Origin of the sequence: Algicella marina (assembly GCF_009931615.1) — a bacterium.
In the GTDB taxonomy this organism is placed as follows: Bacteria; Pseudomonadota; Alphaproteobacteria; order Rhodobacterales; family Rhodobacteraceae; genus Algicella; species Algicella marina.
The window spans coordinates 1,737,623-1,763,944 of the sequence record NZ_CP046620.1 but is presented as its reverse complement, the minus strand read 5'-3'; the positions used below and the strand labels follow the sequence as shown (position 1 = coordinate 1,763,944).

The 26,322-nt window shown below is 55.3% G+C and carries 24 protein-coding genes and 1 tRNA gene; 18 read left to right on the top strand and 7 right to left on the bottom strand.

Translation table 11 applies throughout. The annotated features are described in order from the left end of the window. The first annotated feature begins 96 nt into the window (after positions 1-96). The 11 genes from GO499_RS08765 to GO499_RS08720 all read left to right on the top strand — a co-directional run bounded on the left by GO499_RS08765 (position 97) and on the right by GO499_RS08720 (position 10,606). Positions 97-663, top strand: a complete 567-nt coding sequence (locus GO499_RS08765; RefSeq protein ID WP_161861850.1) for a DUF3305 domain-containing protein — start codon at positions 97-99, stop codon at positions 661-663. After that, complete coding sequence (locus GO499_RS08760; RefSeq protein WP_161861849.1) at positions 660-1,253, top strand: DUF3306 domain-containing protein; 594 nt, start codon at positions 660-662, stop codon at positions 1,251-1,253. Before GO499_RS08765 ends, GO499_RS08760 begins: the two co-directional genes overlap by 4 nt. A 105-nt stretch (positions 1,254-1,358) precedes the next feature. Then, a complete protein-coding gene (locus GO499_RS08755; protein ID WP_161861848.1) occupies positions 1,359-1,976 on the top strand; it encodes a TorD/DmsD family molecular chaperone in 618 nt (205 codons plus the stop codon). A gap of 35 nt (positions 1,977-2,011) precedes the next feature. Further along, complete coding sequence (locus tag GO499_RS08750; RefSeq protein ID WP_161861847.1) at positions 2,012-2,197, top strand: twin-arginine translocation pathway signal protein; 186 nt, start codon at positions 2,012-2,014, stop codon at positions 2,195-2,197. 92 nt (positions 2,198-2,289) lie between these two features. Continuing rightward, positions 2,290-5,259, top strand: a complete 2,970-nt coding sequence (locus tag GO499_RS08745) for a formate dehydrogenase subunit alpha (RefSeq protein WP_161861846.1) — start codon at positions 2,290-2,292, stop codon at positions 5,257-5,259. A gap of 12 nt (positions 5,260-5,271) precedes the next feature. Further along, on the top strand, positions 5,272-5,865 hold the full coding sequence (fdh3B, locus tag GO499_RS08740) for a formate dehydrogenase FDH3 subunit beta (protein WP_161861845.1): 594 nt from the start codon (positions 5,272-5,274) through the stop codon (positions 5,863-5,865). Positions 5,866-5,950: 85 nt separating this feature from the next. After that, positions 5,951-7,159 carry a formate dehydrogenase subunit gamma gene (locus tag GO499_RS08735; RefSeq protein ID WP_161861844.1) on the top strand — a complete coding sequence of 403 codons (1,209 nt, stop codon included), beginning with the start codon at positions 5,951-5,953 and terminating at the stop codon, positions 7,157-7,159. A 9-nt stretch (positions 7,160-7,168) separates the two neighbouring features. After that, a complete protein-coding gene (locus GO499_RS08730; RefSeq protein ID WP_161861843.1) occupies positions 7,169-8,467 on the top strand; it encodes a c-type cytochrome in 1,299 nt (432 codons plus the stop codon). Then, positions 8,464-8,589, top strand: a complete 126-nt coding sequence (locus tag GO499_RS19700; protein WP_284154940.1) for a hypothetical protein — start codon at positions 8,464-8,466, stop codon at positions 8,587-8,589. The genes GO499_RS08730 and GO499_RS19700 overlap by 4 nt, the downstream gene beginning before the upstream one ends. Positions 8,590-8,694: 105 nt before the next feature. After that, on the top strand, positions 8,695-10,470 hold the full coding sequence (locus GO499_RS08725) for an ABC transporter transmembrane domain-containing protein (RefSeq protein WP_161861842.1): 1,776 nt from the start codon (positions 8,695-8,697) through the stop codon (positions 10,468-10,470). Between the two features lie 59 nt (positions 10,471-10,529). Continuing rightward, positions 10,530-10,606 (top strand) — tRNA-Pro (locus GO499_RS08720). A gap of 10 nt (positions 10,607-10,616) precedes the next feature. On the opposite strand, the gene GO499_RS08715 is transcribed toward GO499_RS08720, so the two are convergent. Continuing rightward, on the bottom strand, positions 10,617-11,645 hold the full coding sequence (locus GO499_RS08715) for an L-idonate 5-dehydrogenase (RefSeq protein ID WP_161863886.1): 1,029 nt from the start codon (positions 11,643-11,645) through the stop codon (positions 10,617-10,619). A 115-nt stretch (positions 11,646-11,760) separates the two neighbouring features. Between GO499_RS08715 and GO499_RS08710 the strand changes: the two genes are divergently transcribed. The 5 genes from GO499_RS08710 to pyrC all read left to right on the top strand — a co-directional run bounded on the left by GO499_RS08710 (position 11,761) and on the right by pyrC (position 18,041). Then, a complete protein-coding gene (locus tag GO499_RS08710; protein ID WP_161861841.1) occupies positions 11,761-12,516 on the top strand; it encodes an SDR family oxidoreductase in 756 nt (251 codons plus the stop codon). A gap of 1 nt (position 12,517) precedes the next feature. After that, positions 12,518-13,021: a gluconokinase gene (locus tag GO499_RS08705; protein WP_161861840.1), complete on the top strand. Its 504-nt coding sequence runs from the start codon at positions 12,518-12,520 to the stop codon at positions 13,019-13,021. Between the two features lie 33 nt (positions 13,022-13,054). After that, on the top strand, positions 13,055-15,259 hold the full coding sequence (locus GO499_RS08700; protein WP_161861839.1) for a thiamine pyrophosphate-dependent enzyme: 2,205 nt from the start codon (positions 13,055-13,057) through the stop codon (positions 15,257-15,259). Between the two features lie 99 nt (positions 15,260-15,358). Next, positions 15,359-16,870: a glycerol-3-phosphate dehydrogenase gene (gene glpD, locus GO499_RS08695; RefSeq protein ID WP_161861838.1), complete on the top strand. Its 1,512-nt coding sequence runs from the start codon at positions 15,359-15,361 to the stop codon at positions 16,868-16,870. 103 nt (positions 16,871-16,973) lie between these two features. Continuing rightward, complete coding sequence (gene pyrC / locus GO499_RS08690; protein WP_161861837.1) at positions 16,974-18,041, top strand: dihydroorotase; 1,068 nt, start codon at positions 16,974-16,976, stop codon at positions 18,039-18,041. Between the two features lie 28 nt (positions 18,042-18,069). On the opposite strand, the gene GO499_RS08685 is transcribed toward pyrC, so the two are convergent. The 4 genes from GO499_RS08685 to GO499_RS08670 form a co-directional block, all read right to left on the bottom strand. Beyond that, positions 18,070-18,732 carry a TadE/TadG family type IV pilus assembly protein gene (locus GO499_RS08685; RefSeq protein ID WP_161861836.1) on the bottom strand — a complete coding sequence of 221 codons (663 nt, stop codon included), beginning with the start codon at positions 18,730-18,732 and terminating at the stop codon, positions 18,070-18,072. Positions 18,733-18,741: 9 nt separating this feature from the next. Then, positions 18,742-19,296 carry a TadE/TadG family type IV pilus assembly protein gene (locus tag GO499_RS08680; protein ID WP_161861835.1) on the bottom strand — a complete coding sequence of 185 codons (555 nt, stop codon included), beginning with the start codon at positions 19,294-19,296 and terminating at the stop codon, positions 18,742-18,744. Between the two features lie 4 nt (positions 19,297-19,300). After that, positions 19,301-20,896: a Tad domain-containing protein gene (locus tag GO499_RS08675; RefSeq protein WP_161861834.1), complete on the bottom strand. Its 1,596-nt coding sequence runs from the start codon at positions 20,894-20,896 to the stop codon at positions 19,301-19,303. A gap of 216 nt (positions 20,897-21,112) precedes the next feature. Further along, positions 21,113-22,495, bottom strand: a complete 1,383-nt coding sequence (locus GO499_RS08670) for a phosphohexomutase domain-containing protein (protein WP_161861833.1) — start codon at positions 22,493-22,495, stop codon at positions 21,113-21,115. A 227-nt stretch (positions 22,496-22,722) separates the two neighbouring features. Between GO499_RS08670 and GO499_RS08665 the strand changes: the two genes are divergently transcribed. Beyond that, positions 22,723-23,064, top strand: a complete 342-nt coding sequence (locus tag GO499_RS08665; protein ID WP_161861832.1) for a hypothetical protein — start codon at positions 22,723-22,725, stop codon at positions 23,062-23,064. 52 nt (positions 23,065-23,116) lie between these two features. Next, entirely contained in the window at positions 23,117-24,964 is a 1,848-nt protein-coding gene (locus tag GO499_RS08660) for an acyl-CoA synthetase (RefSeq protein WP_284154982.1), read from the top strand. A gap of 379 nt (positions 24,965-25,343) precedes the next feature. On the opposite strand, the gene GO499_RS08655 is transcribed toward GO499_RS08660, so the two are convergent. Both GO499_RS08655 and GO499_RS08650 read right to left on the bottom strand, forming a co-directional pair. Then, positions 25,344-25,883, bottom strand: a complete 540-nt coding sequence (locus GO499_RS08655; RefSeq protein WP_161861830.1) for a PAS domain-containing protein — start codon at positions 25,881-25,883, stop codon at positions 25,344-25,346. A 70-nt stretch (positions 25,884-25,953) separates the two neighbouring features. Continuing rightward, entirely contained in the window at positions 25,954-26,319 is a 366-nt protein-coding gene (locus tag GO499_RS08650) for a roadblock/LC7 domain-containing protein (protein ID WP_284154939.1), read from the bottom strand. Between the last annotated feature and the right edge of the window lie 3 nt (positions 26,320-26,322).

The window sequence follows — 26,322 nt, the reverse complement described above, 5'->3', positions numbered from 1 at the left end:
GTTCCTCCCGCGGCCTTTACGTTGCCGCAGCGCCTGTTAGTTTCCTGAACCATAGGCAATGCATTGTGGTATCGTAAAGCGCAAGTGAGGTTAGCCATGTCTCCGGACGCTCAGAAGATGATCTCCATACCTATCGGTGTCGTTGTGCGTCGGGAGCCTGGCGTGACACGCTGGGCGCAGTGGAACTGGCGGGCAGTGGCGGTATTGCCCGGTGCGGCAACGGCCTCCTGGAAGGTCATGCGGCACGAGGGTGAGGCCGTAGAGTATCACGCCGGTACTCTGCCTATGAAGTTGTTCCGGACAGACACAGAGGCCTACCTTGTGGCTCTGAACGCAGAAGTGCCATCTGTCTATGTCGTTTTGCGCAAAACGACGGGCGAACCGGGGCTTGATTTGCACCGGGTCACCGCATCTCCTTACGAGGCGCAGGACTACCTCGACAGCGGTGAAGACATAGTAGAAAAGGTTCCGATGCCGATTGCCCTGAGACACATGATCGAGAATTTCGTGGAAGCGCATCACAGTGAAGCCGAATTCGTGAAACGAAAGCGTGACCGAATACGAACGGATGTGGTGGAGGACGGCAAGGGAGATGCGCGAATTCGCCAGGCAGCAGACGTCTATCGTGCGCCGTCGCATCGGAAAGGCGGCACCTCATCATGAAAGAAGACGAAAAACCATTTTTGAGCAGGTGGTCGGAGCGGAAACTGAAGGATCCTCCGGAAGACGAGACACCAGAACCTGCACTGGACGAAACGCGAGAGGAAGACGTTGCCGGCGAAGACGAAACAATAGCAGACAGCAGGCTGCTCGAAGACATGGGCCTGCCCGATCCTGATACTCTGCGCAAAGGCGACGATTTTTCGGGCTTCATGCAATCTGGCATCCCTTCCAGGATACGAAATCGGGCGCTCCGGCAACTTTGGAAGTCAAACCCGGTGCTCGCCAACCTCGACGGCTTGGTCGACCATGGTGAGGACTATACGGATGCGGCGACGGTCAAGTCCGACATGCGCACACTCTACGAGGTAGGCAAGGGCATGTTCAGTGCGACGCAGCATGCCGTTGAGAAAGCTGCGGCACTGGCTGAACTCGATGAAAGCGAAAATACCGAAAAGGATGACGGACAGGATGTCGTTGATCAGGGTGAGGATTTGACACCTGCCATCTCCTGTGAAGAAGAAAAGACTAAGCCCGAAGTCGCCACCGCCGCTGGTGTGCGCCGTCGAATGCAGTTCACATTCGACGAATAATGCTGCACTGCGAAAGGCTTAGGCGTCGGAAAATGAGTTGACGTTCGGGTAGCTAGGCGTAGAGTTGCGGGAAAGACTACCAACAATGCCACACTGGGAGAGATCGTGAACGAGAGGGCCCTGGAGCCGGAAATCGCTGAAGAGGAATGCTTGCGGGCGGACCTCTACGATTTTCTTGGTGCGCTGCTGGCTGCTCCGCCCGATGGGAGGCTTCTCAGCCGGTGTGAAGGACTAGCCGGCGACGATACTGCGATCGGCAAGGCTTTCGGAACGCTCGCCCGGGTCAGTACGAAATTCAAGCCGAGAACTGCGGAGCGTGAGTTCAATGCGCTGTTTATCGGTCTGGGGCGAGGTGAACTTTTGCCCTATGCCAGCTTTTATCTGACTGGTTTCCTGAACGAGCGACCGCTGGCGGTGCTGCGGCGCGATATGGCGCGTCTCGGCATCGAACGGGCTGACAATGTGTTCGAGCCGGAGGACAATATCGCCAGCTTGTGCGAGATGATGGCGGGGCTGATCCGGGGGCGGTTCGGCGATGTGGCCGACCTTGAGACACAAAAGTCATTCTTCAATGTGCACATCGGCCCGTGGGCACGGCACTTCTTCAATGATCTGGAGAGTGCGAAAAATTCGGTTTTCTATGCGCCGGTAGGTGCGATCGGTGCGGCATTCATGGATATCGAGAAAGAGGCGTTTCGTATGACGCAGGGCGCGAAGGCGTAAGTGCCGAGCGTTTGGTAGATAACGAGGAGAAGACAATGAGCCAGGATAAACCGGATGTGGCGAGAAGAGGCTTTCTGAAGCTTGCCGCCGTCGCGGCCCCAGCCACAGCTGCCCTTGCGGCAGGAACGGAAAGCGCAGAGGCGGCCGAACCGGAGACAACCGGCGACGGCCTTCGAAAGACGGCACATGTCAAAGCGTATCTGGAGTCGGCACGTTTCTGAGAGCGTAGCCGGACGGACTAGCCATGCCCGACGCGAACACCGCGAGGGCGCAGTGAATTGTCAGAGGCGTCAAGCCTCATCGGGAGATTGAAATGCTCAGAAAGAAAATCAATGGCGTCGCTCAAAGATCGTCAACAGCATCGCTTCTGGAAAAGGCAGCGCAGACGTCTCTTGATCGTCGCTCATTCCTTCGTTCTTCGGGGCTTGCAGTTGGCGGACTGGCGGCTTTCGGAAGCGCCGGGTCGGTTACGAAAGCAAGCGCACAGTCAACCGTTGCGCGGGCAGTAGAAACGGTAAAGTCCGTCTGTACTCACTGCTCAGTCGGCTGCACGGTGATTGCTGAAGTCTCCGACGGTGTCTGGATCGGGCAGGAGCCCGGATGGGACAGCCCGTTCAACCTCGGTGCCCACTGCGCGAAAGGCGCGTCTGTTCGTGAGCACGCTCATGGCGAGCGTCGTCTGAAATATCCTACCAAACTGGTAAACGGCGAATGGGTGCGTGTCTCTTGGGAAGAGGCGATCAACGAGATTGGCGACAAGATGTTGTCCATTCGCGAGGAGAGCGGGCCGGACTCGGTTTACTGGTTGGGATCAGCCAAGCACAACAACGAACAGGCATATCTTTTCCGCAAGTTCGCGGGATACTGGGGCACAAACAACGTCGACCACCAGGCGCGTATCTGTCACTCCACCACCGTGGCCGGGGTTGCGAACACATGGGGCTACGGCGCCATGACCAACTCCTACAATGACATTCATAACTCCAAGGCAATCTTCATCATCGGAGGCAACCCCGCCGAGGCGCATCCGGTGTCTTTGCTGCATGTCCTGAAGGCCAAGGAGGAGAACAATGCGCCGCTGATCGTTTGCGATCCTCGTTTCACGCGCACAGCGGCCCATGCCGACGAATACGTTCGCTTCCGGCCCGGTTCCGATGTGGCGTTGATCTGGGGCCTTCTGTGGCACATTTTCGACAACGGATGGGAAGACAAGGAATTCATTCGCACCCGGGTCTGGGGCATGGACCAGATCAGGGAAGAGGTGGCGAAGTGGACGCCCGAAGAAACGGAGCGCGTGACGGGAGTTCCCGGCTCGCAGATGCGTCGGGTAGCACAAACACTGGCCAACAATCGGCCCGGCACGGTGATCTGGTGCATGGGAGGCACGCAGCACACCAACGGGAACAACAATACCCGCGCCTATTGCGTCCTCCAGCTTGCGCTGGGCAACATGGGTGTCGCCGGCGGTGGAACCAACATCTTCCGCGGGCATGACAATGTTCAGGGCGCAACGGATCTTGGTGTGCTGTCGCATGACCTGCCGGGCTACTATGGTCTTTCAGAAGGCGCATGGGCGCACTGGTCTCGTGTCTGGGGTGAAGATCTGGATTGGCTCAAGGGCCAGTTTTCGCCGACGAAGGATGATGCCGAAAAGTCCATGATGAACGAGATCGGCATCCCGGTTTCGCGCTGGATAGACGGCGTGCTGGAAGAGCCGGACAACATTGTCGGTCAGGAAGACAACGTGCGCGCCATGGTCCTGTGGGGCCATGCACCCAACTCGCAGACGCGCATGGTGGAGATGAAGGCAGCAATGGAAAAACTGGATATGCTGGTCGTTGTCGACCCGTATCCAACCGTGTCCGCCGTCTTGTCCGACCGTACAGACAATGTCTATCTACTGCCGGCCTGTACTCAGTTCGAGACGCGTGGGTCAGTGACGGCTTCGAACCGTTCGTTGCAATGGCGTGACAAGGTGGTCGATCCACTTTTCGAGAGTCTGCCCGATCATACGATAATTGCAAAATTCGCCAAGAAATTCGGATTTGCCGACCGGTTGCTGCGCAACATTTCGATGGATTCCGAAGACGAGCCAAACGTCGAGGATATCACCCGCGAATTCAACCGCGGCATGTGGACGATCGGTTACACGGGCCAGAGCCCGGAGCGTTTGAAGTTGCACATGGCCAACCAGCATACGTTCGATCGCACTACGCTACAGGCTGTTGGCGGTCCGGCGGATGGTGACTATTATGGTATGCCATGGCCGTGCTGGGGTACGGCCGAAATGAAGCATCCCGGCACTCCGAACCTCTATGACATGTCTAAACCGGTCTCCCAAGGTGGCCTGACATTCCGTGCCCGCTTCGGAGTGGAGTACGAAGGTGACAACCTGCTTGCGGACGGCGTTTATTCGGCAGGGTCCGAAATTCAGGATGGGTATCCTGAATTCACTTACCAGATGTTGGTCGACCTTGGTTGGGACGGTGACCTTACAGCGCGAGAGAAAGCCATCATTGGCAGGGTCGCAGGACTGGAGGATTTCCAGAAGTCGGACGAAGAGATCGGCGAAGCGGAAGGCATGGCCTTCCCGACCGACTACAATGATCGCGTTGGCGGTATAAACTGGAAGACCGATCTTTCCGGCGGCATCCAGCGCGTCGCTATTGCACATGAGTGTGCACCTTTTGGCAATGCACGCGCCCGCGCCGTTGTGTGGACGTTCCCGGACCCCGTGCCGTTGCATCGCGAACCGCTCTATACCAACCGTCGAGACCTTGTTGCGGACTACCCGACATACGAAGATCGTCAGTTCTACCGTCTTCCAACGATGTATGCGTCGATCCAGCAGAACGATTTCTCTGAGGAATATCCGATCATCCTGACGTCTGGTCGCCTCGTGGAATACGAAGGTGGCGGCGATGAGACCCGTTCCAACCCCTGGTTGGCGGAACTTCAGCAGGATATGTTCATCGAGGTGAACCCACGGGATGCCAACAACCTGGGTGTGCGTGATGGCCAGATGGTCTGGGTAGAAGGTCCGGAAGGTGGCAAGGTGAGGGTAAAGGCGATGCTGACGGATCGTGTGGGCTCCGGCGTTGCCTTCATGCCGTTCCACTTTGGTGGGCACTTTCAGGGCGACGACCTGAGGTCGAAGTATCCAGATGGTGCCGATCCGTATGTATTGGGTGAGAGTACCAACACGGCCCAAACCTACGGGTATGATAGCGTAACGCAGATGCAGGAGACCAAGGCGACTCTCTGCAAGATCTACACAGCGTAAGGGGATAGAGAGATGGCAAGAGCAAAGTTTCTGTGCGACGCCGAACGCTGCATCGAGTGCAACGCCTGCGTCACCGCCTGCAAGAACGAACATGAGGTGCCATGGGGTATCAACCGTCGCCGCGTGGTGACGATCAATGACGGCAAGCCGGGTGAACGTTCGATCTCTGTGGCGTGCATGCACTGTTCCGATGCGCCGTGCATGGCGGTCTGCCCTGTAGACTGCTTCTACCAGACCGACGACGGCGTGGTTCTCCATTCCAAGGATCTGTGTATTGGGTGCGGCTATTGCTTCTACGCGTGCCCGTTCGGTGCACCGCAATATCCACAAGCCGGGAACTTCGGCAGCCGTGGCAAGATGGACAAGTGCACGTTCTGCAACGGCGGTCCGGAAGAGAACTTTTCCGAGTCCGAATTCCAGAAGTACGGTCGGAACCGCATTGCCGAAGGAAAGTTGCCGATCTGCGCCGAAATGTGTTCCACTAAGGCACTGCTCGCGGGAGATGGCGATGATGTGTCCGCAATTTACCGTGAGCGGGTTGTGGCACGCGGCTTCGGTTCCGGTGCTTGGGGCTGGGGTACGGCTTACGACCAGAAGGGCGGTTGACGTTCTATCGCGCTGTGGACTGAGAGTTTCCGGGAGGGGCGGGCTGGCATGCGCGTCCCTCCTTCGATGATACCGGGGGTGCAATATGTTTTGGAATCTTCGAGCTTTGCTGGTCTTGGCGTTGCTAGCTATAGCGGGCGTCCAACCAGCGTTTGCGCAAACCGACGACAGTGTCGACGTGCCCGAGGCACCGCACACAAACACGACGACGCTCGAAGATATCCTGGCACGACAGCGAGGTGAAGCGGTCGAACGTACGAACCGGACGTCCGATTACGATGCTTCTGCACAGGCACAGGGTATCCTTGGCACGCTTGGGGGAACCTCCGATAGCCTGATGTGGGAGGACATGCGTTTCAACACAGCAAATATTACAACGCAGGCCAACGGACCTGCCACGAACGTCTTGATGCAGGACGGTGGCATGAAATGGCTTTCCTGGCGGGCTGGCCCCTTAAGAACCTATGGTGGCTATCTGCTTCTTGGCACGATTGCCGTACTTGGTCTTTTTTATCTTCTGCGGGGCCGCATCCGTGTCAGCGGTGGCTTGTCCGGCATCCGGATCGAGCGTTTCAAGCCGGTTGAGCGGCTGGCGCACTGGGTTCTGGCAGGATCGTTCATCCTATTGGCGCTGACAGGTCTCATATCTCTCTTTGGTCGAGTTGCGATCATCCCTCTGTTTGGACATGAGGTGAACTCCATCCTTGCGATTGGGTCAAAGTGGATCCACAACAACGTGTCCTGGGCGTTCATGCTGGCGCTGATATTGGTCTTCGTTTTCTGGGTCATTCACAACATTCCGGCACGGGCCGACGTCGTGTGGTTGATGAAAGGCGGAGGTTTGTTCTCCAAGAATTCCCATCCGCCTGCTTGGAAGTTCAATGCGGGTCAGAAGTTGATTTTCTGGGCGGTTATCATTCTTGGCGTCTCGGTTTCCGTGTCAGGCCTGTCGCTGTTGTTCCCATTCCAGATGCCGCTCTTCGCCGCGACCTTTGAGAAAATCAACATGCTCGGCATTCCGGGCCTGGTCGGTCTGAACCCGCTGCCGACCGTGCTGGAGCCCCATGTGGAGATGCAATACGCGCAACTCTGGCACGCCATCGTTTCGTTCTTGATGATGGCAGTGATCATTGCGCACATCTACATCGGAACCCTTGGAATGGAAGGCGCGTACGATGCGATGGGCTCTGGCAATGTAGACCTCCAGTGGGCGAAGGAGCACCACAACCTCTGGGTGGAGGAGATGGAGGCAAAGGGAAAGGTACCGAAGGCCTCGGTCAGCGCGGCGGAGTAGCCACTTGCCATGCTCCGGTTGATAATCGCACTTGGTCTACTTTGCGGTCTGACGGGTGCGAAATCCTTTGCTGAAGAGAACGACCTAGTCGGTCACGGCGGGCCGGTGAAAGGCATCGCGGTAACCGAAGACGTGATCTTGACGTCGAGTTTCGATAATTCCGTGGGCGTATGGTCACTGCCTGACAGAAATCCGATTTGGCTGGAGGGTCATTCTGCGGCGGTAAATGCAGCGAAAATTCTCAGTGATGGACGATTTGCATCGGTCGGTGACGACATGCAGTTGCGCATATGGAACTCCGATGGAACCGAGTTGAATGTTTTGAGTGGCCACAAAGGCAAGATCATCAGCCTGGCCGTTAAAGAAAACCTGGTTGCCACCGCTGGCTGGGATGGGGTGGTGGGCGTCTGGAACTCCGAGACCGGCGAACAGATAATGTGGATCGACAGCCACGAGGGTCAGGTCAATGATGTTTCATTTTCCACTGATGGTTCCCGGCTTTTTAGCGCTTCCAATGATGGGACGATTCGGGAGTGGGACCGCAAAACCGGAGAAGAATTGCGTGTTCTGGCGCGCCACGGTTTCGGCATCAATGTTCTGTCGATGGCGCACAACGGTTCGTGGCTACTCTATGGCGCCCTTGATGGAGGGACGCGGGCAATCGATCTGGAATCCGGAGAGGTTCTGGCCGACCTCAGTGCAGACAGGCGGCCGATCCTAGCACTGTCCGTCAGCAACGACGACGCGTTGGTCGCCGTCGGTGACGGTGAAGGGTATATCATGGTAATCGATACTCAGGATTGGACGGTGAGGTATGATTTTCGCGCTGCCGCAAACGGACCAATTTGGGCATTGGCTTTTGATGAGAGTGGTGATGGCATTTATGCTGGCGGCATTTCGGATGTAGCGCATTATTTTCCGCTGGATGCGGTGGACCGACCGCTCATGGCAAGCAATCAACGCTCTTTTCTTCGCGATCCTTCGGAAATGAGCAATGGTGAGCGACAGTTCATGCGCAAATGCTCCATTTGCCACGAATTGCGCGGCAGTGCCGGGCGAAAGGCCGGGCCGACGTTAAATGGCCTGTTCGGCAGGCTGGCGGGTTCGGTCTCCGGCTACCATTATTCGGATGCCTTGAAAAAATCGGAAATCACTTGGGATGAGACAACCATTGACGGCCTTTTCGACAAAGGTCCGGAGCACTATATTCCGGGAACCAAGATGCCGATGCAGCGTATTGTAAACGCAAGGGACCGGCATGATCTGGTCAACTATCTGCGGACATATACGGGAGATCCCTCTGAATGAAAGTCATGTTGATTGCGTTTCTGGCCATCGTGGTGATTTCCGTCGGTGCAAATCTTCTTTTGCGGTCGCAGGACTTTTCCAGCGAAGATGCGTACAAGGGTCCATCGGTCCGGCTGCACTGATTGTTCTGTCTGCGGCATTCTCGCCTCTTCGGCCGTTAAACGCTTGAACTTGCCGTCGCCACCCGGCTTAAAAGACTTGGGTTGACCCAAGGAGCAGGCGACAGGATGAGTGACAAGGCGGACCGTCCGAAATCCCGCGCGATCGGCTCACTACGCGGGCTCGTTCCCTTCCTTAAGCCATATCGCAAATTGGTGCTCTTGGCGGTGGTGGCGCTCGTCCTAACCGCCATGCTTTCTCTGATACTACCCATTGCCGTTCGAAGGGTGGTCGACGGCTTTTCCAGCGGCACCCTTGCGCAGATGGACGCCTATTTCGCGGCGGCAATTCTGATTGCCTTGGCTCTCGGGGTGGGTACGGCGCTGCGCTATTACTTTGTTACACGGCTTGGCGAACGCGTAGTCGCTGACATTCGCAAGGCTGTTTATGCGCGGGTGATCAGCATGAGCCCGTCTTTCTACGAAAGGATCATGACCGGCGAGGTTCTGTCCCGGCTGACCACTGATACGACCTTGATTCTGTCGGTTATCGGTTCCTCGATCTCCATTGCCCTGCGAAACGCCCTGATGTTGTTTGGAGGCGTCGTTTTTATGCTTTTCACCTCAGCCAAGCTGACAGGCATGGTCTTGCTCGTTGTGCCACTTGTCCTGATTCCGATCATAACTCTCGGTCGCAAACTTCGGGTTTTGAGTCGAGAAGGGCAGGAACGTATTGCCGACAGTTCGGCCAAGGCATCAGAGACGCTATTGGCGGCCCAGACCGTACAGGCCTATTCACATGAGGCTGCAAGTCGGGTGGAATTCGACGGTCTGACCGAGGCATCCTTCGATGCCGCACGGCGGAGAATCCATACACGAGCGCTGATGACTGCAATTGTCATCTTCGTGGTCTTCAGTTGCGTTGTCGGCGTACTGTGGATCGGTGCACGAGATGTTCGTAGCGAAATCATGACCGCTGGAGAACTCGTCCAGTTTGTCATTTATTCCGTCATGGTCGCCGGTGCGGTGGCGGCGTTGTCAGAAATCTGGGGTGAACTTCAGCGCGCTTCTGGTGCCACGGAGCGTCTGGTTGAACTGCTGAGCCTCGAGGATGCTATTGTTGATCCTGACCAACCGGTGCCATATCCGTCTCCGGCAAGAGGGCAGATCATTTTTGACGACGTATCGTTCAGCTATCCATCGCGAAAGAGTATCGCGGCGCTGGATGATGTTACTCTTTCTATAGAACCGGGGGAAACCGTGGCAATCGTCGGTGCCTCCGGTGCCGGCAAAACGACCGTTTTTCAACTGTTGCTACGTTTCTTTGATCCGGATGCCGGAGAGATCAGGATTGACGGTACTCCAATCGAAACGATGCTGAGGTCTGAATTGCGCCGTTACTTTGCACTGGTACCGCAAGACCCGGTGATTTTCGCTACCACTGCCCGCGAGAATATTCGATTCGGCAGACCGGAGGCGACGAATGAAGAGGTGGAGGCTGCGGCGAGAGCCGCAGCTGCCCACGATTTTCTGGCCGAACTTCCTGATGGCTACGACTGCTACGTCGGTGAGCGTGGCGTGATGCTTTCTGGTGGTCAGAAGCAGCGCATTGCCATCGCAAGAGCCATTTTACGTGATTCACCTGTTCTGTTGCTGGATGAGGCGACATCCGCATTGGATGCGGAAAGCGAGAAAGCGGTACAGGAGGCAGTTGAGTCCCTGTCCAGAAGCCGTACCAGGCTCATCATTGCCCACCGGCTGGCTACGGTAAAGAAGGCGGACAGGATCATCGTGATGGAGAAAGGCCGAATTGTTGCAGTCGGCAGGCACGAAGATCTTGTGGCGAGCGGTGGCCTGTATGCCCGGCTCGCGCGGCTTCAGTTTACCGACGGACTGGTGGCATAGTCTCGGCACGATGTTTTCGCTTTCCTTCGTCCAAGTGCTTGGCTAGAAGGTGGCCCAGTCGGGGCGTGGCGCAGCCTGGTAGCGCGACGGTTTTGGGTACCGTAGGTCGTGAGTTCGAATCTCGCCGCCCCGACCACTCCGAGAGATCAGAACAGTATCTGAGTTTTCATGGATTTCGATTTGTCGGATGCGGTTTGAAACGCCGCCACCGCGTCGGACAAAGGAAAGCTGTGCGTGACAAGTGGCCGGACATCTATGGCCCGCTTCTGCATCAAACGCACCGCGGTTGCGAACTCTTCGTGGAAACGAAAGGATCCGCGAAGGTCAAGCTCCTTGGCCGCAATCCTGGTCAACGGTAATGGTGCATCTGGTCCAAGTCCCAACTGCACGATAACGCCCCGCGGACGCATGGCGGGAATTGCACTCTGAAGCGCTGATGCGGCGCCGGAGCACTCGAACATTATGTCGAAGGAACCATTGCCAAGGGTTAGCCGTTCGAAATCATCCGCACTCCCCGCGACGTTGATTGCGCGATCTGCGCCTGCCTTCACAGCGTGGCGCAGAGCGGTGTCGGAAATGTCCGTAACAGTCACCTCAGATGCGCCCATTGCCAGTGCCGCAAGGCAGGTTAGAACGCCAATTGGACCGCTGCCTGTGATGAGCACGGATTTGCCCAGCAGGCTACCGGCTCGGGAAATCCCGTGCAGGCAGACAGACAATGGCTCCGCGGTTGCGGCCTCTGATGGTGTAAGGCCGTCTGCCGCGACACATTGGCTGGCATCGACGGTCAATAGCTCACGAAAGGCTCCCTGCACGTGTGGAAAGGGCATTGCTGACCCATAAAACCGCATATTCCGGCAGTGATTGGGAAGATTGGCCAGGCATTCACGGCAATTTTCGCAAGGTCGGGAGGGAGACACGGCGACCAACTGGCCGATTTCCAGGCCGGCCACGCCTGTTCCAATCGCAGAAACATATCCTGCGACTTCGTGGCCCAAAATCATCGGCTCTCTTAGCCGGACGCTGCCGAATCCACCGTGGTTGAAATAATGCAGATCCGAACCGCATATGCCGCCGGCGGCAAGACGTATCTGGACTTCGGCCGCCCCTGGCTCGACAGCCGAATGCTCCTCGATCCGCAGGTCTTCCGCGGCGTGCAACACCAATGATTTCATGATTTCCTCCAGTTGGTTCCGGGATCGTCCCTGCCCAACTCTTGCCAGTGACTGTAGGCTCTTATACGCCTTTGCCAACGGGTGGCGAACACCGAAAAATAGTAGGGAGACCGTGATGTTCAATCTGAATGGGCGAAACGCGCTGGTGACGGGCTCTTCTCAGGGCATTGGCCTTGCGTTGGCGCGGGGGCTGGCGAAAGCTGGCGCCACCATTGTGTTGAACGGAAGAGATATAGGCAAACTGGAGGCTACGGCCGAGAGCCTTCGTAGCGATGGTGCGACTGTCCACCTCTTGCCCTTCGACGTAACAGACCACGCAACAGCAGGAACCGCCGTAGACAGTTTCGAAACGGAAGTCGGACCGGTGGACATTCTCGTCAACAATGCGGGCATGCAGCATCGCGGGCCGTTGGAGAACTTCGATGTGGAGGCTTTCCAGAAACTATTGCAGACCAATATCTCTTCGGTTTTCAATGTGGGTCAGGCTGTCGCCAACCATATGATCCCGCGGGGGCGAGGTAAGATCATCAATATTGCGTCTGTGCAGTCTCGCCTCGCAAGGACTGGAATAGCCCCGTACACGGCCACCAAGGGTGCGGTTGCCAATCTGACCAAGGGTATGGCGACGGATTGGGCTCGGTATGGGTTGCAATGCAATGCTATTGCACCCGGCTATTTTGAGACGCCACTCAATGCGGCCCTCGTCGCTGATGCAGAGTTCACGGCGTGGCTAAAGCAGCGCACGCCTGCTGGACGCTGGGGCAAGGTAGAAGAACTGGCGGGAGCATGTGTGTATCTGGCATCAGATGAGGCCAGCTTCGTTAATGGCCACGTTCTTTACGTAGATGGCGGGTTGACGGTAAGCCTCTGAGATGAAGCGTAAAATTGTGGTTATGGGGGTGGCGGGAAGCGGCAAGTCGAGTGTCGGGTCAGCACTTGCCTCGCTACTCGGTGCACGCTTCATCGATGCGGATGATTTGCACCCTCCGGCCAACGTCGTCAAGATGTCGGGGGGTACTCCATTAACGGACGAGGATCGCTGGCCCTGGCTCGAAAAGGTCGGATCCGCCCTTTTGCGGGACCAAGGCACGTGTATTGTGGCCTGCTCTGCATTGAGGCGCATATACCGGGACTGCATCCGGGATGTGGCGGGCGAAGATGTGCTATTCGTATTTCTGTCTGGTGAGCGCCGCGTTATTGAGCGTCGAATGCAGGATCGATCCGACCACTTCATGCCAGCGTCACTGCTGGAGAGCCAATTCGAGGCACTGGAGCCACCCAGAGATGATGAGGTTCATGTAGAAATCGATATCGCCTGTACGATCAGAGAAACGGTCAACCTCATAGATCAGTTTCTGAAGTCTGGAACTTCGTGACAGCGTGGAGCAATGAGGACAGAAGTTTCGTAAATGGATACAATAGACGAAGTTCATGCTGATTTTGCCCGAAAGGTTGACGGCGCAGCCTTTCCAAAACTGCCACCAATAACCCCCATTGTTTCCGCGAACGCGATGCTGGAGATATTTCGCTCCCAGTGTCTGTCTCGACATCTCGACAGAACCGCGCGGGCAATGCAAAGGATCGGGCAGGGGTATTATACCATTGGCTCATCCGGGCATGAAGGCATGTCAGCAGTCGCGGCCTGTGTCACCGGAAACGACCCGGCCTTTTTGCATTATCGGGATTGCGCGTTTCAAATCCAGCGGGCCGCCGACTTGCGTGGACCTGACCATTGGGAACAAACGGCCTATGAGATTCTGTTGAGCTTTGCAGCATCCTCGGAAGATCCGATTTCCGGGGGGCGGCACAAGGTGCTAGGTGCGGCAGATCTCAATATCGCGCCCCAAACCTCCACAATTGCCAGCCATCTGCCAAAGGCAGTGGGAACAGCCTTCGGTATTTCACTGTCGAGACGTGTAGCGCCCTTGCACGGCAACATAGAGCGCGATGCAATCGTCCTCTGCTCGTTCGGCGATGCTTCGGCGAACCATTCGACTGCTCAGGGAGCGTTTAACACTGCAGGGTGGGCCAGTTTCAAGAACAACCCGATGCCGATCCTGTTCGTCTGCGAGGATAACGGAATTGGCATCTCCGTTCGCAGTCCCGAAGGGTGGATAAAGGCGATGCTCAGCAGCAGGCCGGGCGTTTCCTATTTCCACTGCAATGGACTGGATCTGGTCGAGACGCTAAACAGCTGTCAGTCGGCTGTAGATTTTGTCCGCCGGTCCCGCAAGCCGGCAATCCTGCATATGCGTACAGTCAGGCTGTTCGGCCATGCCGGCTCTGACGTAGAGTCGGCCTATCGCGAACCTTGGGAGATCGTCGAGGATCTAGGGCAAGATCCCTTGCTCGCATCGGCGTCTCGACTACTAACCGCTGGTGTTACCAAGGAAAGGATAATCAGAACCTACCTTGAGCTTGGTGAAATGTGCGAAGATCTGGCGCCCAAGGCCGCGGCTCGTCCGAAGCTTGGACAATCGAGCGCTGTTGCGCGCAGTCTCATACCCCCGCCCAGGGCTGCGGCACAAGCACCGCCAAGCAATGCAGAAGAGAGGCGACAAGCCTTTGGCAAAGATATCGAGGCAATGTTTTCGCCACAACCGATGGCACGGCTCCTGAATTGGGCGTTGGGTGATCTGATGCTCCGCTACCGGCACGTGATCATTGCCGGGGAGGATGTCGGGCGCAAAGGCGGAGTTTACGGCGTTACCCGCGGCCTGCAGAAACGTTTCGGCCGCGAGCGGGTGATCGATACCATTCTCGATGAACAGTCGATCCTTGGGTTGGGCATCGGTTTGGGACAGCAGGGTTATGTTCCGGTTCCTGAAATTCAGTTTCTGGCATATCTTCACAATGCACAAGATCAGATTCGCGGCGAGGCTGCTACGCTGCCATTCTTTTCGGATGGACAGTTTACCAATCCCATGGTGGTTCGGATTGCCGGGTTGGGTTATCAGCGCGGATTCGGTGGACATTTTCATAACGATAATTCTCTCGCGGTCCTGCGGGATATCCCGGGCATCGTTATTGCGTGTCCATCTAATGGCGCTGATGCGGCACGGATGCTGCGAGGCTCATTCAGACTTGCGGACGAACAGCAGAGAGTTGTTGTCTTTGTCGAACCCATCGCCCTCTATCAGACGCGGGATCTGCACGAGTACGGTGATGGAGCGTGGCTTTCGCCCTACCCGGAGCCGGATCAAACCTTGATGCCAGGCGAACTAGGGATATTCGGCGAGGGGAGGGATGTGGCCATCGTCAGCTATGGCAATGGATTTTATCTAGCTCGGAAGGCTGCAAAGACTTTGCTGGAACGCGGCATCGAGGCTCGTGTCATCGACTTGCGGTGGTTGGCCCCTTTGGCGGAGCAGGAGTTGCTTGACGCCGTTGCTGACTGCGCATCGATCCTCATTGTCGATGAGTGTCGAAAAACCGGCAGCCTTTCGGAAGCGCTGATTGGCATGTTCACCGAGGCGCATCGGTCTCCTATCGCAAGGGTGACCGGAGACGATTGTTTCATCGCGACGGGACCGGCCTTCGCGGCAGGGCTGCCCAGTGTACACTCTATCCTACATGCAGCTCAGGATGTTTTCGAAAGAGCGACGGCAAACTGACACATTTGCACGATCGCAATTTGTTCTGGTAAACGCAGGCGGTCGCGCGCATAAGCGAACCAAAGCGAACATACGCGAAAATCGGGAAGTGCTTGAAGAATGGATGAACCTGTCGACATCTTCATTATCGGAGGCGGCATCAACGGGTGCGGCATCGCCAGAGACGCTGCTGGACGTAACTTCATTGTGGCACTGGCGGAAAAAGACGATCTGGCGCAAGCCACCTCCTCGGCCTCTACCAAACTTTTTCATGGCGGCCTGCGATACCTAGAATATTACGAGTTTCGTTTGGTAAGGGAGGCGCTCAGAGAGAGGGAGACCCTTTTGCAAGCCATGCCGCATATCAGCTGGCCCCTTCGGTTTGTACTGCCTCACCATAGTGGTTTGCGGCCAGCGTGGCTGCTACGCCTCGGCCTGTTCATCTACGACCATCTGGGTGGCCGCAAGTTTCTGCCCGCGACAAAAACCCTTAACCTTCGAAAGGCCGTCGTTGGCCGGCCACTGAAAGACGAATTCTCAAAGGCTTTCGAGTACTCTGACTGTTGGGTAAACGACGCCCGGCTTGTGGTTCTGAACGCGCGTGACGCTGCCGAACGGGGGGCTAAGATCATGACGCGAACAGAAGTAATGAGTGCAAAACGTGCAGGAGAAGTCTGGGAAATTTCACTGACTGACCGGATCACCGGGGAGAGCTTTACAGTGCGGAGCCGATGCCTCGTAAACGCCGGCGGACCGTGGGTAGGATCGATTATCGAGAAGCAACTCGAACTCGAAACAACGGAAAGTGTCCGGCTCGTTCGTGGAAGCCATATCGTAACGCGTAAACTCTTCAATCACGATCGGGCGTACATTTTCCAAGGTAAGGACGGACGTATCGTCTTCGCTATTCCATACGAAGACGATTTTACGTTGATTGGCACCACGGACGTCGATCATGAAGGTGATCCGGCTGATGCGCGGTGTTCCCCTGAAGAAGCGCTGTATCTTTGCGAGTCGGCTTCCGAATATTTTACCAAGCCCATCGCTTCCACAGATGTTGTCTGGTCGTACTCGGGTGTTCGACCTCTTTATAATGACAACGCGAAGTCTGCGACGGCAGCGACACGGGAATATGTTCTGTCGCTGGATACTAATGGTCCTGTCGTTCTCAACGTCTTCGGCGGCAAGATAACGACCTACCGGAAACTGGCCGAGGCCGCGCTGGCTAAACTGTCGCCGCACCTTGACAGGCCGAGTGAGGAATGGACGGCAGGCGTGGCTCTTCCGGGGGGGGACTTTCCTGTCGACGGTTTCGACGATCAGGTCTCACGTCTACAAGAGCGGTTCGAGTTTATCTCCGAGGCACATTGCAGGCGTCTCGTGCGTGCTTACGGCACGGATGCAGGTCGCCTCTTGGAAGGCTGTTCGGGTCCAGGTGACCTGGGGATGGTTTTCGGAGCTGATCTGACGGAGCGGGAGGTGGAGTGGCTCCGCAGCCAAGAGTTCGCCATCACTGCGGACGACATAGTTTGGCGACGAAGCAAGCTCGGTCTTTGCATGTCAGTTGCGGACATGGCGGCTTTGTCGCAGTGGCTTGGAGAAAACGAGGTGAGCCGACAGCGGCCGTATTAGGATCATTCTCCCGCTGTCCAACGTTGATCGACGGAGCCTGAAATCAGGAAGGAGAGGAAAGTTATTGCTTTCGTCCCTCAGGCGGTGCCGCTAGAACCGAGCCATGAGCAAGCCATTTCTTGACCGACTGATCATCCGGAAACCCGACGACATGCATCTTCATCTTCGTGATGGAGCAATGTTGAAGGCAGTGGTTCCGGTATCCGCGGCCAGTTTTTCGCGTGCGATCGTCATGCCAAACCTTGTCCCACCTGTAGTGACTGCGGTGGACGCAGAAAGATACCGGGAGCGGATCATGGGGGCCGTGGGAGAAGGGCAGGGGTTCGAGCCCCTCATGACGCTCTATCTGACTGAAGACACGGATCCAAAAGATGTGGCGAGAGCTGCGGCGAGTGGACAGATTGCCGCTGTAAAGCTTTATCCGGCTGGCGCGACGACCAACTCCCAGTCTGGGGTAAGAGATCTCGACAAGGTCATGCCTGTATTGGAACGATTGGCCGAGATCGGATTGCCGCTGTGCATCCATGGTGAGGTGACGGATAAGGCCGTCGATATTTTCGACCGCGAAAAAGTCTTCCTGGAAACTGTGCTGTCACCGCTTGTTGCACGACTGCCGAATCTGAGGGTCGTACTTGAACACCTGACAACCAGTGAAGGCGTTTCTTTTGTCAGGGAAAGGCAGAAAAATCTTGCTGCGACGATCACCGTTCATCATCTGATGATCAACCGTAACCATATGCTGGTTGGTGGCATCAGGCCTCACTATTACTGCCTGCCAATTCTGAAACGGGATACCCATCAGAAGGCTTTGGTCGAGGCTGCCACGTCGGGGGATGATCGCTTTTTCTTAGGCACGGACAGCGCGCCTCACCTTGCAACGGACAAGGAAAGTGCCTGCGGCTGTGCTGGGTGCTTTACAGCAGGGAACGCAATGCCCTGCCTTGCCCAACTATTTGAGGACGAAGGTGCTCTGGATAGATTGGAAGGGTTCACATCCGAATTCGGAGCCAGGTATTATGGCTTGGCGCTCAACAACGAAAAACTTACGCTGCTTCGGTCGCCTCAACCCGTGACGCAGACATTGGTTTACGAAACAATGAACGGACAGGTTGCCGGTTTCGATCCGCAGAGAGATATATTCTGGAAGCTGGAAGACACCTCAGAGGCGTAAACCAATACGAACTGCGGATCCAGCTGGTTCAGGAAGGTTCCCAAGTTGCCGCATTGCAAATATTGGTGGCGCCTTCGGACTCGTATGAGATAACGCGAGTAAAGCGCGGACGTTCCGTAATACGCTGTGCCCAAGTCAGTTCACTCAAACCCATGTACCCGGAGAACTGCTTCGCAATTGGCTCCCATGTGCCGTAAACCTCTGTGAAAATGATGCTATCACCGTCCGCCATCATTGGCATGAGATTGACTGGAATTTCGTCGTCATCCTCATATTTCTTGATGTTCGGCAACTCTCCTGCATCAGCATCGTAGAAATCATCGAAAGTGGTAGACCAATGCAACCTGTACTCGCCGACGGTTTCGCCGGCCAGTTCACGCTCCCGATAGCAGATACTGCTAACACGCATCCATGATTTTTCCATACGGCGCGGCATCATCCGCTTCTGAATTTCATAATAGTCTCGCAGATCCGCGTCATTCATTTCGCCGCGGCGCGCCATGAGATCGCTCATCGTGAATGCAACTTTTGCAGTGATTGTCTTTGAACGATAGGCATCAAAATAGATGAAACTTCCAAGAAACCAGGCTGCCAAGAGCGGAAACAGGATCACGAACTCGATCGTGACTGTACCCTCTTCTGAGCGCACCGCGCGAAACACTCGTTCCAACTGGCCTTTTAGAAAAAGCATTTTTTGTCCTTAGCCCGGTTCGTTCATGAAGACTGCGAAAGAAACCATCTGGTGCCCACCGTACTCCGCTTTCGGCAGCCATGCGCCAAGGCCGAGGCCGGGAAAGATCGGGTCCACCAGCATGCACGCGCGAACCAGAATGATCGATGTCCGCTGCGCTGCTGTTGCAGAGATCTGCATTTGCGGTTGAATTGTCACGTCTGGCGACCTGTCATAGCAGTCCGGCTGACTGTGGGGAAAATTCTCGTCAAGAGAAGGGTCATCGTGATTACGCAACTCGATCCGCAGTTCCGTTTCACAGTTGTTCAGGATTGCCGCGTAGTCGCATATCTGTGAGCGGAGATTTTCTTCCGTCGGATCGTTCAGTGGTGCAATCCCGAGCTTGAGCTCACGCATCGCCATGTCGAGTCCACGGTCCAGCATCATATACTTGGTCATCAGCCAGCCGGACTCGAACATGGACAGCACAATGGCAATGAAAACGGGAAAAACGATGACAAATTCGACTGTCGCGTTGCCGTCTTCCGCCTTTCCCTTCCTTCGCCAGAGTGATCGCATATTCATGGTATCAGTCCTGTGCCTGCGCCAGTTTCAACCGGTTGATCCGGCTCTGAATTTCATCGAACGCTTCGGAAGGATCCATACCGCCGCGGATGTCGAAGAAATCGGTGGCCGGGTTTGTGGAACAATCCTGAAGAACACCCCGCGCAGTCGTCCCGGCATCACTGTTGTCCAGCTCATACCCAATCGAAAAGATTGTCAAACGGCCACCGGATGCTGCACTCTTGGCGGCACTACATATTGAACGCGATAGCGAGTCCCCCATACTTCCGTTGACATAGTTCGAAACACGGCGGAACGTGGTCGCCTGGCCAGCAGGAGGGTGCGAAGAACTCCAACGGCTGTTGTTGCCGTCGATGAGACCGAAGTTCCACGCTTCATACTGCTGCATCTCTTCTTCAAACCGCTCTGCGTCTGAGGTCAAATCGTCTGACGGAACATAGTAACGGTTGGCGTTTGTGATTTTGCGCTGGAGTGTGTTTCGACCGTCAGAGAAGATGATCAGATATTTTTGAACACCGGTGTCTGAATAGTTCTGCGGCCAGCCTTCGAACCCATCATACAAGGCTACGTCCGGATCAGACTGATTGATCAGAGCGGAGACCAGCGGACGAGATGAAGGATCAAGCAGCGCGGCTGCCCATTTGATGCCGGTATAGGTAGACGTATACAACTCACTGCGCAGGTTGCGCACCATAGTGGTGATTTCGTCTACATCGTTGGAATACGGCAGGATCACATTGCGATTGACGAAGTTTGCCGCATCGGCGCCTCGTGCCGGACAGGGATAACGTCGTTGATCTGCCGAGCGTCCGCTTTCGACAACGTGCTGGTACTGCCGGTAGGGCGCACCGCTCGGTGACGGGCTGATGACAACCGTCTCGTAATCCGTGTTTGAGTTGAAATCGAAGCACCAAGAGTAACCGTGGCGATTCTGGAAGTTTTCGGGTGGCTGCAAATTATAGAAATCAGCCATGAAGGCATTTGCAGAGGTCTGCCCCGAGTAGGGCACAACCGAGATGAGGGTCTGGCGAGTTGATTGCTCGTCCGGAAGCAGACCTTCAACGAAGGAAACAACAGCTTCCTGCATAGCTTCCATTTTGTTGAAGTAACCTGCCCCGGGATTGGTTTCGTCGCGCAGAACTGAAGACTGGTCCTGCATGGATCCGGAGATATCCAGGACGACAGCTACTTCGATATCGACTCGACGCTGCTCGGCGTAACTCGCGGCCGGAACGGTCATGTTCCGGAAACCGGCTATCTTCAGGAAGAAGGTGCTGAGATCGTAGTCCGCCGTCGCAGAGACCGCCGTTTCATCTTCATCAAGATCATCAGGAATGGAAACGTCGACGTCGGGAACCGCGATATTGAAGGTTCGCGACTTCATGTAACTCGCGATGAGTTCGCGTTTGGCTTGCTCGATCTCTTCGTCGGACATCCCCTCTTCCGCCAGAGCGAGTGTCTGGGTTCGAGAGGTGGCGGCAAGGACCCCGCGATCAAGCGCGTTCTGCAGGTCCGAACGAGCAGACTCATGTCGCATGAAATCGACGCCCATCCCAGCCATGACGACCATGGTAAGGAATAGAACGACGACGAAAGGCATTATAGCACCTGACTCTGAAGTCAGAGCGTTCTTCATTCTGGAGCTTTGCATGACACACTCGATTTCTGTCGGAACCATTTAAGACACGAATCGTTAACGTTGAATGTTAGATCTGGGACACGCTACTCGAAGTACGGCACTTTCGCAAAACACTAGCGCGAAAATAAGGCGGAAAAGAGAAGGTTAGCGCCTAAAATATACAGAAATATCTATAGTTTAATCCGAAATCGTACCAAATTGTGTCAGGAATGCGCGAATCTCTGAAACCTTGGCATTGAGCAGGGATCTATCCCCACGGGATTCCACATTCAGCCTCAACAGCGGTTCCGTATTGGAACTTCGAAGATTTACCCTCCATCGTCCCATGTCCAGGCTCAGGCCGTCCAGACGTTCCAATGACTGGCATTCGGGCAGATATTTCTCCTCGAACTGACGCGACACCTCGACAGGGTCTGACACCCGAAAGTTAATTTCCCCTGAAGAAGGAAAGTTGGCTTTCATGTCTGCCACGAGTTCAGAGAGCGTTTTGCCGGACTCAGAGAGAAACTCCGCGACCAGCAACCATGGAATCATGCCGCTGTCACAGTACATGAACCCGCGGAAATAGTGATGCGCACTCATCTCGCCACCATAGATCGCATCTACGTCACGCATTTTTTGCTTCATCAATGGATGGCCGGTCTTGCTGGTGACGGCCTGGCCGCCAGCAGCTTCCACAATGGCTTGAGTATTCCACATTATACGCGCGTCGTGCACAATGGACGCGCCAGGAGCCTTTTTCAGAAATGCGGCTGCAAGCAAACCAACGATGTATTCACCATCGATGAAGTTGCCGAATTCATCGAACAGGAAACAGCGGTCGAAGTCTCCGTCCCACGCGACGCCGAAATCCGCACCCGCATTTTTGACAGCCTGCGAGGTGACTGGCTGGTTTTCCGGCAAGAGAGGGTTGGGAATTCCATTCGGAAAAGTCGCATCCGGAACGTGATTGACCCTTGTGAATTCAATGTTTGCACCGTTTTCTTCGAGTCGTTCGGCTATATAATCAAACGTCGGTCCTGCAACGCCGTTGCCAGCATTTACAACAACGTTGAGGTTGCGGATCAGCGGTGGCGTCACGAAGGAAAGCACCCGGTCGGTGTAAGCATCTCTCGAAAAGACTTCCTTGCGCGTGCCTTTCTGGCGCTCGGGACCGAATTTCTGCGATGCCGCCATGTCATGGATCGGGCGCATGCCATTGTCGGCTGAAAGCGGGCGGGCGCCACTTCGTACAAGCTTGAAGCCGTTATAGTCGATCGGGTTATGGGAAGCTGTCACCATGATGCCGCCATCGGCACCATAATGATCGGTGGCAAAGTAGACTTCCTCCGTGCCGCACAGTCCAATGTCCAGTACATCGGCGCCGCTGTCCATCAATCCGTTGGCCAATGCCATCACCAATGTGGGGCTGCTCTCTCGGCCATCACGACCGCACACTACCGTCTTGGCCCCCAACACCAGTGCAAAGGCACGACCTATCCTGTAGGCAATGTCCTCATCTAAATTTTTGCCGAGTTGACCGCGAACGTCGTAACTCTTGAAACAGGAAAGCTCATTCATGCATTGGCCTCTTGGTTGCAGCATTGGTGGCATCGAAGGCTTATTTACGCAATCCCCGCAGGTCGGTGAATCTCGGGGGCATCACCTTTATTCGCAACTTTTGACAGAAATTGCTGGCGCCCCCAGACATATATCAATGTACCTGCACGCATAATTGAAGCCGGCTAGCCAGCTTTTGGGCGGATGTTTCCGAGCCACATTGGGGAAGAGGAGAATGCGCGGGGGGCATGCGCGGCCGCACCGTCGATGTCGAAAGTTTTATAAAATATGGTGCAGGCAAAATTGCATGGACCGACCAAAGATTTTTGCCTGAGCAAAGTTTAATGGCAAAAACGGTTCAGAACCTGCGTCGCGCGGAAAGGGAATGGACTTCAACAATTTTTCATTTTGTTGACTATTTTACAGAGGCAGGTTGCGTGAACGCCCTTTTCCGCGAATTTCGGCCAGACAGCTACTGGCACAATGGCGCTCTTGCTGACGTATGGTTGCCACTTGCGGATTCAGCTTTCAGGTTTCATCCTGCGGCAAACAATACAAAAATGGGAGGGGCCGATCGTGACCCTGGCTAGTGATAAGCTCGTCGTCAGAACCATTGATGACAAGCTCGAAATCGAGCAATCAATGAAGTACGAAGAAGTGGTGACTTCGCGGACGCTGTACGAGCAGCTGACGACCACTACTGCCAGTTTCCCGGACAGACCGGCCATCAGTTTTCAGATTAAGTCCGGTGCTTCAGATAAGAAGGCCACCCTGCTTTGGAAAGACTTTCGGGCGCAGGTGAGCCAGGCAGCAAACATGTTTCGCCGCTACGGCATAGGCGAGACTGACGTCGTTGCGTATATATTGCCGAACTGTCTGGAAGCGCCTGTGGTGCTGCTTGCCGGCGCAACTGCTGGTATCGTGAACCCTATCAATCCGCTGCTTGATGCTGAACAGATCGGCGCCATCCTTCGGGAAACCGGGGCGAAGGCAGTGGTAACGCTTGCACCATTCCCAAAGACCGAGATCAGCGAGAAGGTCAGTAAGGCAGTTGCGATTGCCCAGACTGTAAAGACGATCTTCGAAGTCGACCTCAAACAGTATCTTTCCCCGCCGACATCACTGCTTGTCCCGTTACTGCGACCTAAGCGCGTTGGCGGGCACAGTGCGAAGATTGTGGACCTGAACAAGGAAATGGCGAAGGAAAGTGCGGAACTGAATTTTGAGGAAGCGGGCGGCGACCGGGTCTGCACCTATTTCCATACCGGTGGTACGACCGGCATGCCGAAGGTCGCGCAGCACCGTCACTCGGGCATCCTCTACAATGGGTGGTGCGGTCATTCCTACATGTTCACGGAAGAGGACGTGCTTCTCTGCCCCTTGCCGATGTTCCACGTGTTTGCGGCGTACCCGGTCTTGATGAGTGTGCTGAGTTCCGGAGCCGAAATGGTAATGCCGACGCCTGCAGGATACCGAGGCGAGGGCGTTTTCGACAATTTTTGGAAACTGGTGGAGCGGTATCGGGTCACGTTTATGATCATGGTGCCGACAGCCGCAGCCGCCTTGATGCAGCGCAAGGTTGATGCCGATGTATCTTCGCTGCGTTACGCTTTATGTGGCTCCGCGCCTCTGCCACTGGAACTGTTCCGCAAATTTGAAGATGCTACCGGGGTGAAAATTCTTGAAGGCTACGGAATGACCGAGGCAACCTGTCTCGTTGCGATAAATCCGCCCCATGGAGAGCGGAAGGTCGGGTCCGTTGGTATACCGTTTCCTTATACCGACGTCCGCATTTTGATGTGTGATGGCGATGGCCTGATAACAAAGAACTGTGAAAAAGGTGAAATTGGTGAAATTTGCGTGTCCAATCCGGGAGTGTTGCTAGGGCGCACTTATACGGAAGAGCGCAAGAACAAGGGGCTGTATGCAGGAAACCAGTTCTTGCGAACGGGCGATCTTGGCAGGATCGACGATGACGGGTACCTCTGGATAACGGGGCGAGCCAAGGATTTGATCATTCGCGGAGGACACAACATCGACCCGGCTCTGATCGAGGAAGCGCTGGCGGCCCATCCGGCCGTCGCCGTCGTTGGTGCCATCGGACAACCTGACGCCCACTCTGGTGAAGTTCCGGCGGCCTATGTGGAACTGACTTCCGGTGCGTCGGTTACTGAAGAGGATCTGATGGAATATGCAGTGGCGCATATCGGTGAGCGGGCGGCACATCCTAAGTTTCTCAAGATACTGCCCGAACTTCCGAAGACAGCCGTCGGCAAAGTGTTCAAACCAGATCTTCGCAAGGAAGCAATTTCCCGAGTTTACGGCGAAGCCTTGGCGAAAGCCGGAGTTGATGCTCGCATAGATGATGTTCGGGAGGACAAGGCACTCGGGTTGATTGCAGTACTCAGCTCGGATGATGTCATTATAACTGACGAAGCAGTCAACAGTGCCTTGGGTAGGTTCCAGCGCCCCTGGGTCTGGGCCGATTAGACAACTACCTTTTCAGACAGGGACCTGTTCCTTCCTGGCCATCCGCACCAAGTATATCCATCGCCGTAATCATCTGTGCGTCATTCAGGGTTTCGCTTAGCCTAGGCAGGCCAATGAGCTCGGCATAATGCTGAAGTGATGAAAGAATTTCGAACAGTTCTTCTCGGTCTTTGGGGTGATACATTGGTTGGCCGTACAAGTTTTGGTCGGTTCCATTGCCTTCCGCCCGACCTCCTTCGTGCATTTACCGTACGGTACCGTGCGAGCACCACCGGATGGAAACATGCGTAAATGTAGAAGAGGGTTGCGTCAAAAGTTGTGGTAGTTGAAGGTTAATTCTGCAGTCCGCGATGCCGTCCGGGCCTGATGAATGTATTCCTCAGACGAAGGACGCCAACCTCACTTTTACAAGAGTGCTGGCCGAAGTCTGGATAAGCAATTTCTGCTCGATTAGGCGTTCTCGTCGCTCCTTGCGAACAGCATTTAAATTGTTGATTACCTTTTGCAGTTCCTTCACGTGTTCCATGAACGCGAAACTCTGGTTTTCATCAGGTATTTCAAATTGAGAGCCGAGAAAGTGTACCGGCCGGTCATCTCCGCCAAGCAGTGGAAATATGAAAAGAAAATTGTCGAAGGTCGCACCGCTTTTTCTCTGGTTGCGTATGACAGTCTGAATTTCGCCATGCTGTTCTAGTTTGCGGCCAACATTAACAGCGACTTTTTCTTGTCGGACCTGTCCTTGCAGAAAACGACAGTTGTGTCCGATCACTTCTTCATACGAATATCCGGTCAAAGAAACGAACGGTTCGTTGACCTGAACGAGTGGCATATCCTGCCCGCGTGCATCGCTTATGCACAAGGAAATGGAAGCCTCTTCCAGTATTTTTGAAACAGCTTCGGGGATTTGGGGCGTTTTCAAGGGGATGCTCGTCGGCGAAAGGATTTAGGTGTGCACCGGCCTTTCCCGGAGCACACCTTTGTCTGCGATCTCAGATGGACAGTGTTTTTTCCACAGTCTTAACCTGTACGCGAGCGAGGCCGAGGTTGGCTTCTTTTTTGCTCAGCGCGACGTAAAGAAAGATCGCGGCGTTGGAATCCAGCGGGCGGATCAAGTGGTACTGCGTACCCAATGTGATCAGGATATCTTCGATCTTGTCGTCGAGACCCAGCGCCTTCATTGCCGAGTTCTTGGCTTTGACAACTTCAGTATTGGCCGCACCTGCGGTTTCGAGGTCGAAGTTGGCACCGCCTTCGGATGCCATCATCAGGCCGGTGTCGCTGTCGACGAGGCAGGCGCCGATGAAACCTTTAATATCGGAAAGTGCGGAAATATCAGTAGACATCTTGTTCTCCATTAA

Bases quoted from the DNA above. Each gene is read 5' to 3' on its own strand.
- GO499_RS08765 (WP_161861850.1), top strand. From the start codon at position 97: ATGTCTCCGGACGCTCAGAAGATGATCTCCATACCTATCGGTGTCGTT.
- GO499_RS08760 (WP_161861849.1), top strand. From the start codon at position 660: ATGAAAGAAGACGAAAAACCATTTTTGAGCAGGTGGTCGGAGCGGAAA.
- GO499_RS08750 (WP_161861847.1), top strand. From the start codon at position 2,012: ATGAGCCAGGATAAACCGGATGTGGCGAGAAGAGGCTTTCTGAAGCTT.
- GO499_RS08745 (WP_161861846.1), top strand. From the start codon at position 2,290: ATGCTCAGAAAGAAAATCAATGGCGTCGCTCAAAGATCGTCAACAGCA.
- fdh3B (WP_161861845.1), top strand. From the start codon at position 5,272: ATGGCAAGAGCAAAGTTTCTGTGCGACGCCGAACGCTGCATCGAGTGC.
- GO499_RS08735 (WP_161861844.1), top strand. From the start codon at position 5,951: ATGTTTTGGAATCTTCGAGCTTTGCTGGTCTTGGCGTTGCTAGCTATA.
- GO499_RS08730 (WP_161861843.1), top strand. From the start codon at position 7,169: ATGCTCCGGTTGATAATCGCACTTGGTCTACTTTGCGGTCTGACGGGT.
- GO499_RS19700 (WP_284154940.1), top strand. From the start codon at position 8,464: ATGAAAGTCATGTTGATTGCGTTTCTGGCCATCGTGGTGATTTCCGTC.
- GO499_RS08725 (WP_161861842.1), top strand. From the start codon at position 8,695: ATGAGTGACAAGGCGGACCGTCCGAAATCCCGCGCGATCGGCTCACTA.
- GO499_RS08715 (WP_161863886.1), bottom strand. From the start codon at position 11,645: ATGAAATCATTGGTGTTGCACGCCGCGGAAGACCTGCGGATCGAGGAG.
- GO499_RS08710 (WP_161861841.1), top strand. From the start codon at position 11,761: ATGTTCAATCTGAATGGGCGAAACGCGCTGGTGACGGGCTCTTCTCAG.
- GO499_RS08705 (WP_161861840.1), top strand. From the start codon at position 12,518: ATGAAGCGTAAAATTGTGGTTATGGGGGTGGCGGGAAGCGGCAAGTCG.
- GO499_RS08700 (WP_161861839.1), top strand. From the start codon at position 13,055: ATGGATACAATAGACGAAGTTCATGCTGATTTTGCCCGAAAGGTTGAC.
- glpD (WP_161861838.1), top strand. From the start codon at position 15,359: ATGGATGAACCTGTCGACATCTTCATTATCGGAGGCGGCATCAACGGG.
- pyrC (WP_161861837.1), top strand. From the start codon at position 16,974: ATGAGCAAGCCATTTCTTGACCGACTGATCATCCGGAAACCCGACGAC.
- GO499_RS08685 (WP_161861836.1), bottom strand. From the start codon at position 18,732: ATGCTTTTTCTAAAAGGCCAGTTGGAACGAGTGTTTCGCGCGGTGCGC.
- GO499_RS08680 (WP_161861835.1), bottom strand. From the start codon at position 19,296: ATGAATATGCGATCACTCTGGCGAAGGAAGGGAAAGGCGGAAGACGGC.
- GO499_RS08675 (WP_161861834.1), bottom strand. From the start codon at position 20,896: ATGCCTTTCGTCGTCGTTCTATTCCTTACCATGGTCGTCATGGCTGGG.
- GO499_RS08670 (WP_161861833.1), bottom strand. From the start codon at position 22,495: ATGAATGAGCTTTCCTGTTTCAAGAGTTACGACGTTCGCGGTCAACTC.
- GO499_RS08665 (WP_161861832.1), top strand. From the start codon at position 22,723: ATGCGCGGCCGCACCGTCGATGTCGAAAGTTTTATAAAATATGGTGCA.
- GO499_RS08660 (WP_284154982.1), top strand. From the start codon at position 23,117: ATGAAGTACGAAGAAGTGGTGACTTCGCGGACGCTGTACGAGCAGCTG.
- GO499_RS08650 (WP_284154939.1), bottom strand. From the start codon at position 26,319: ATGGAGAACAAGATGTCTACTGATATTTCCGCACTTTCCGATATTAAA.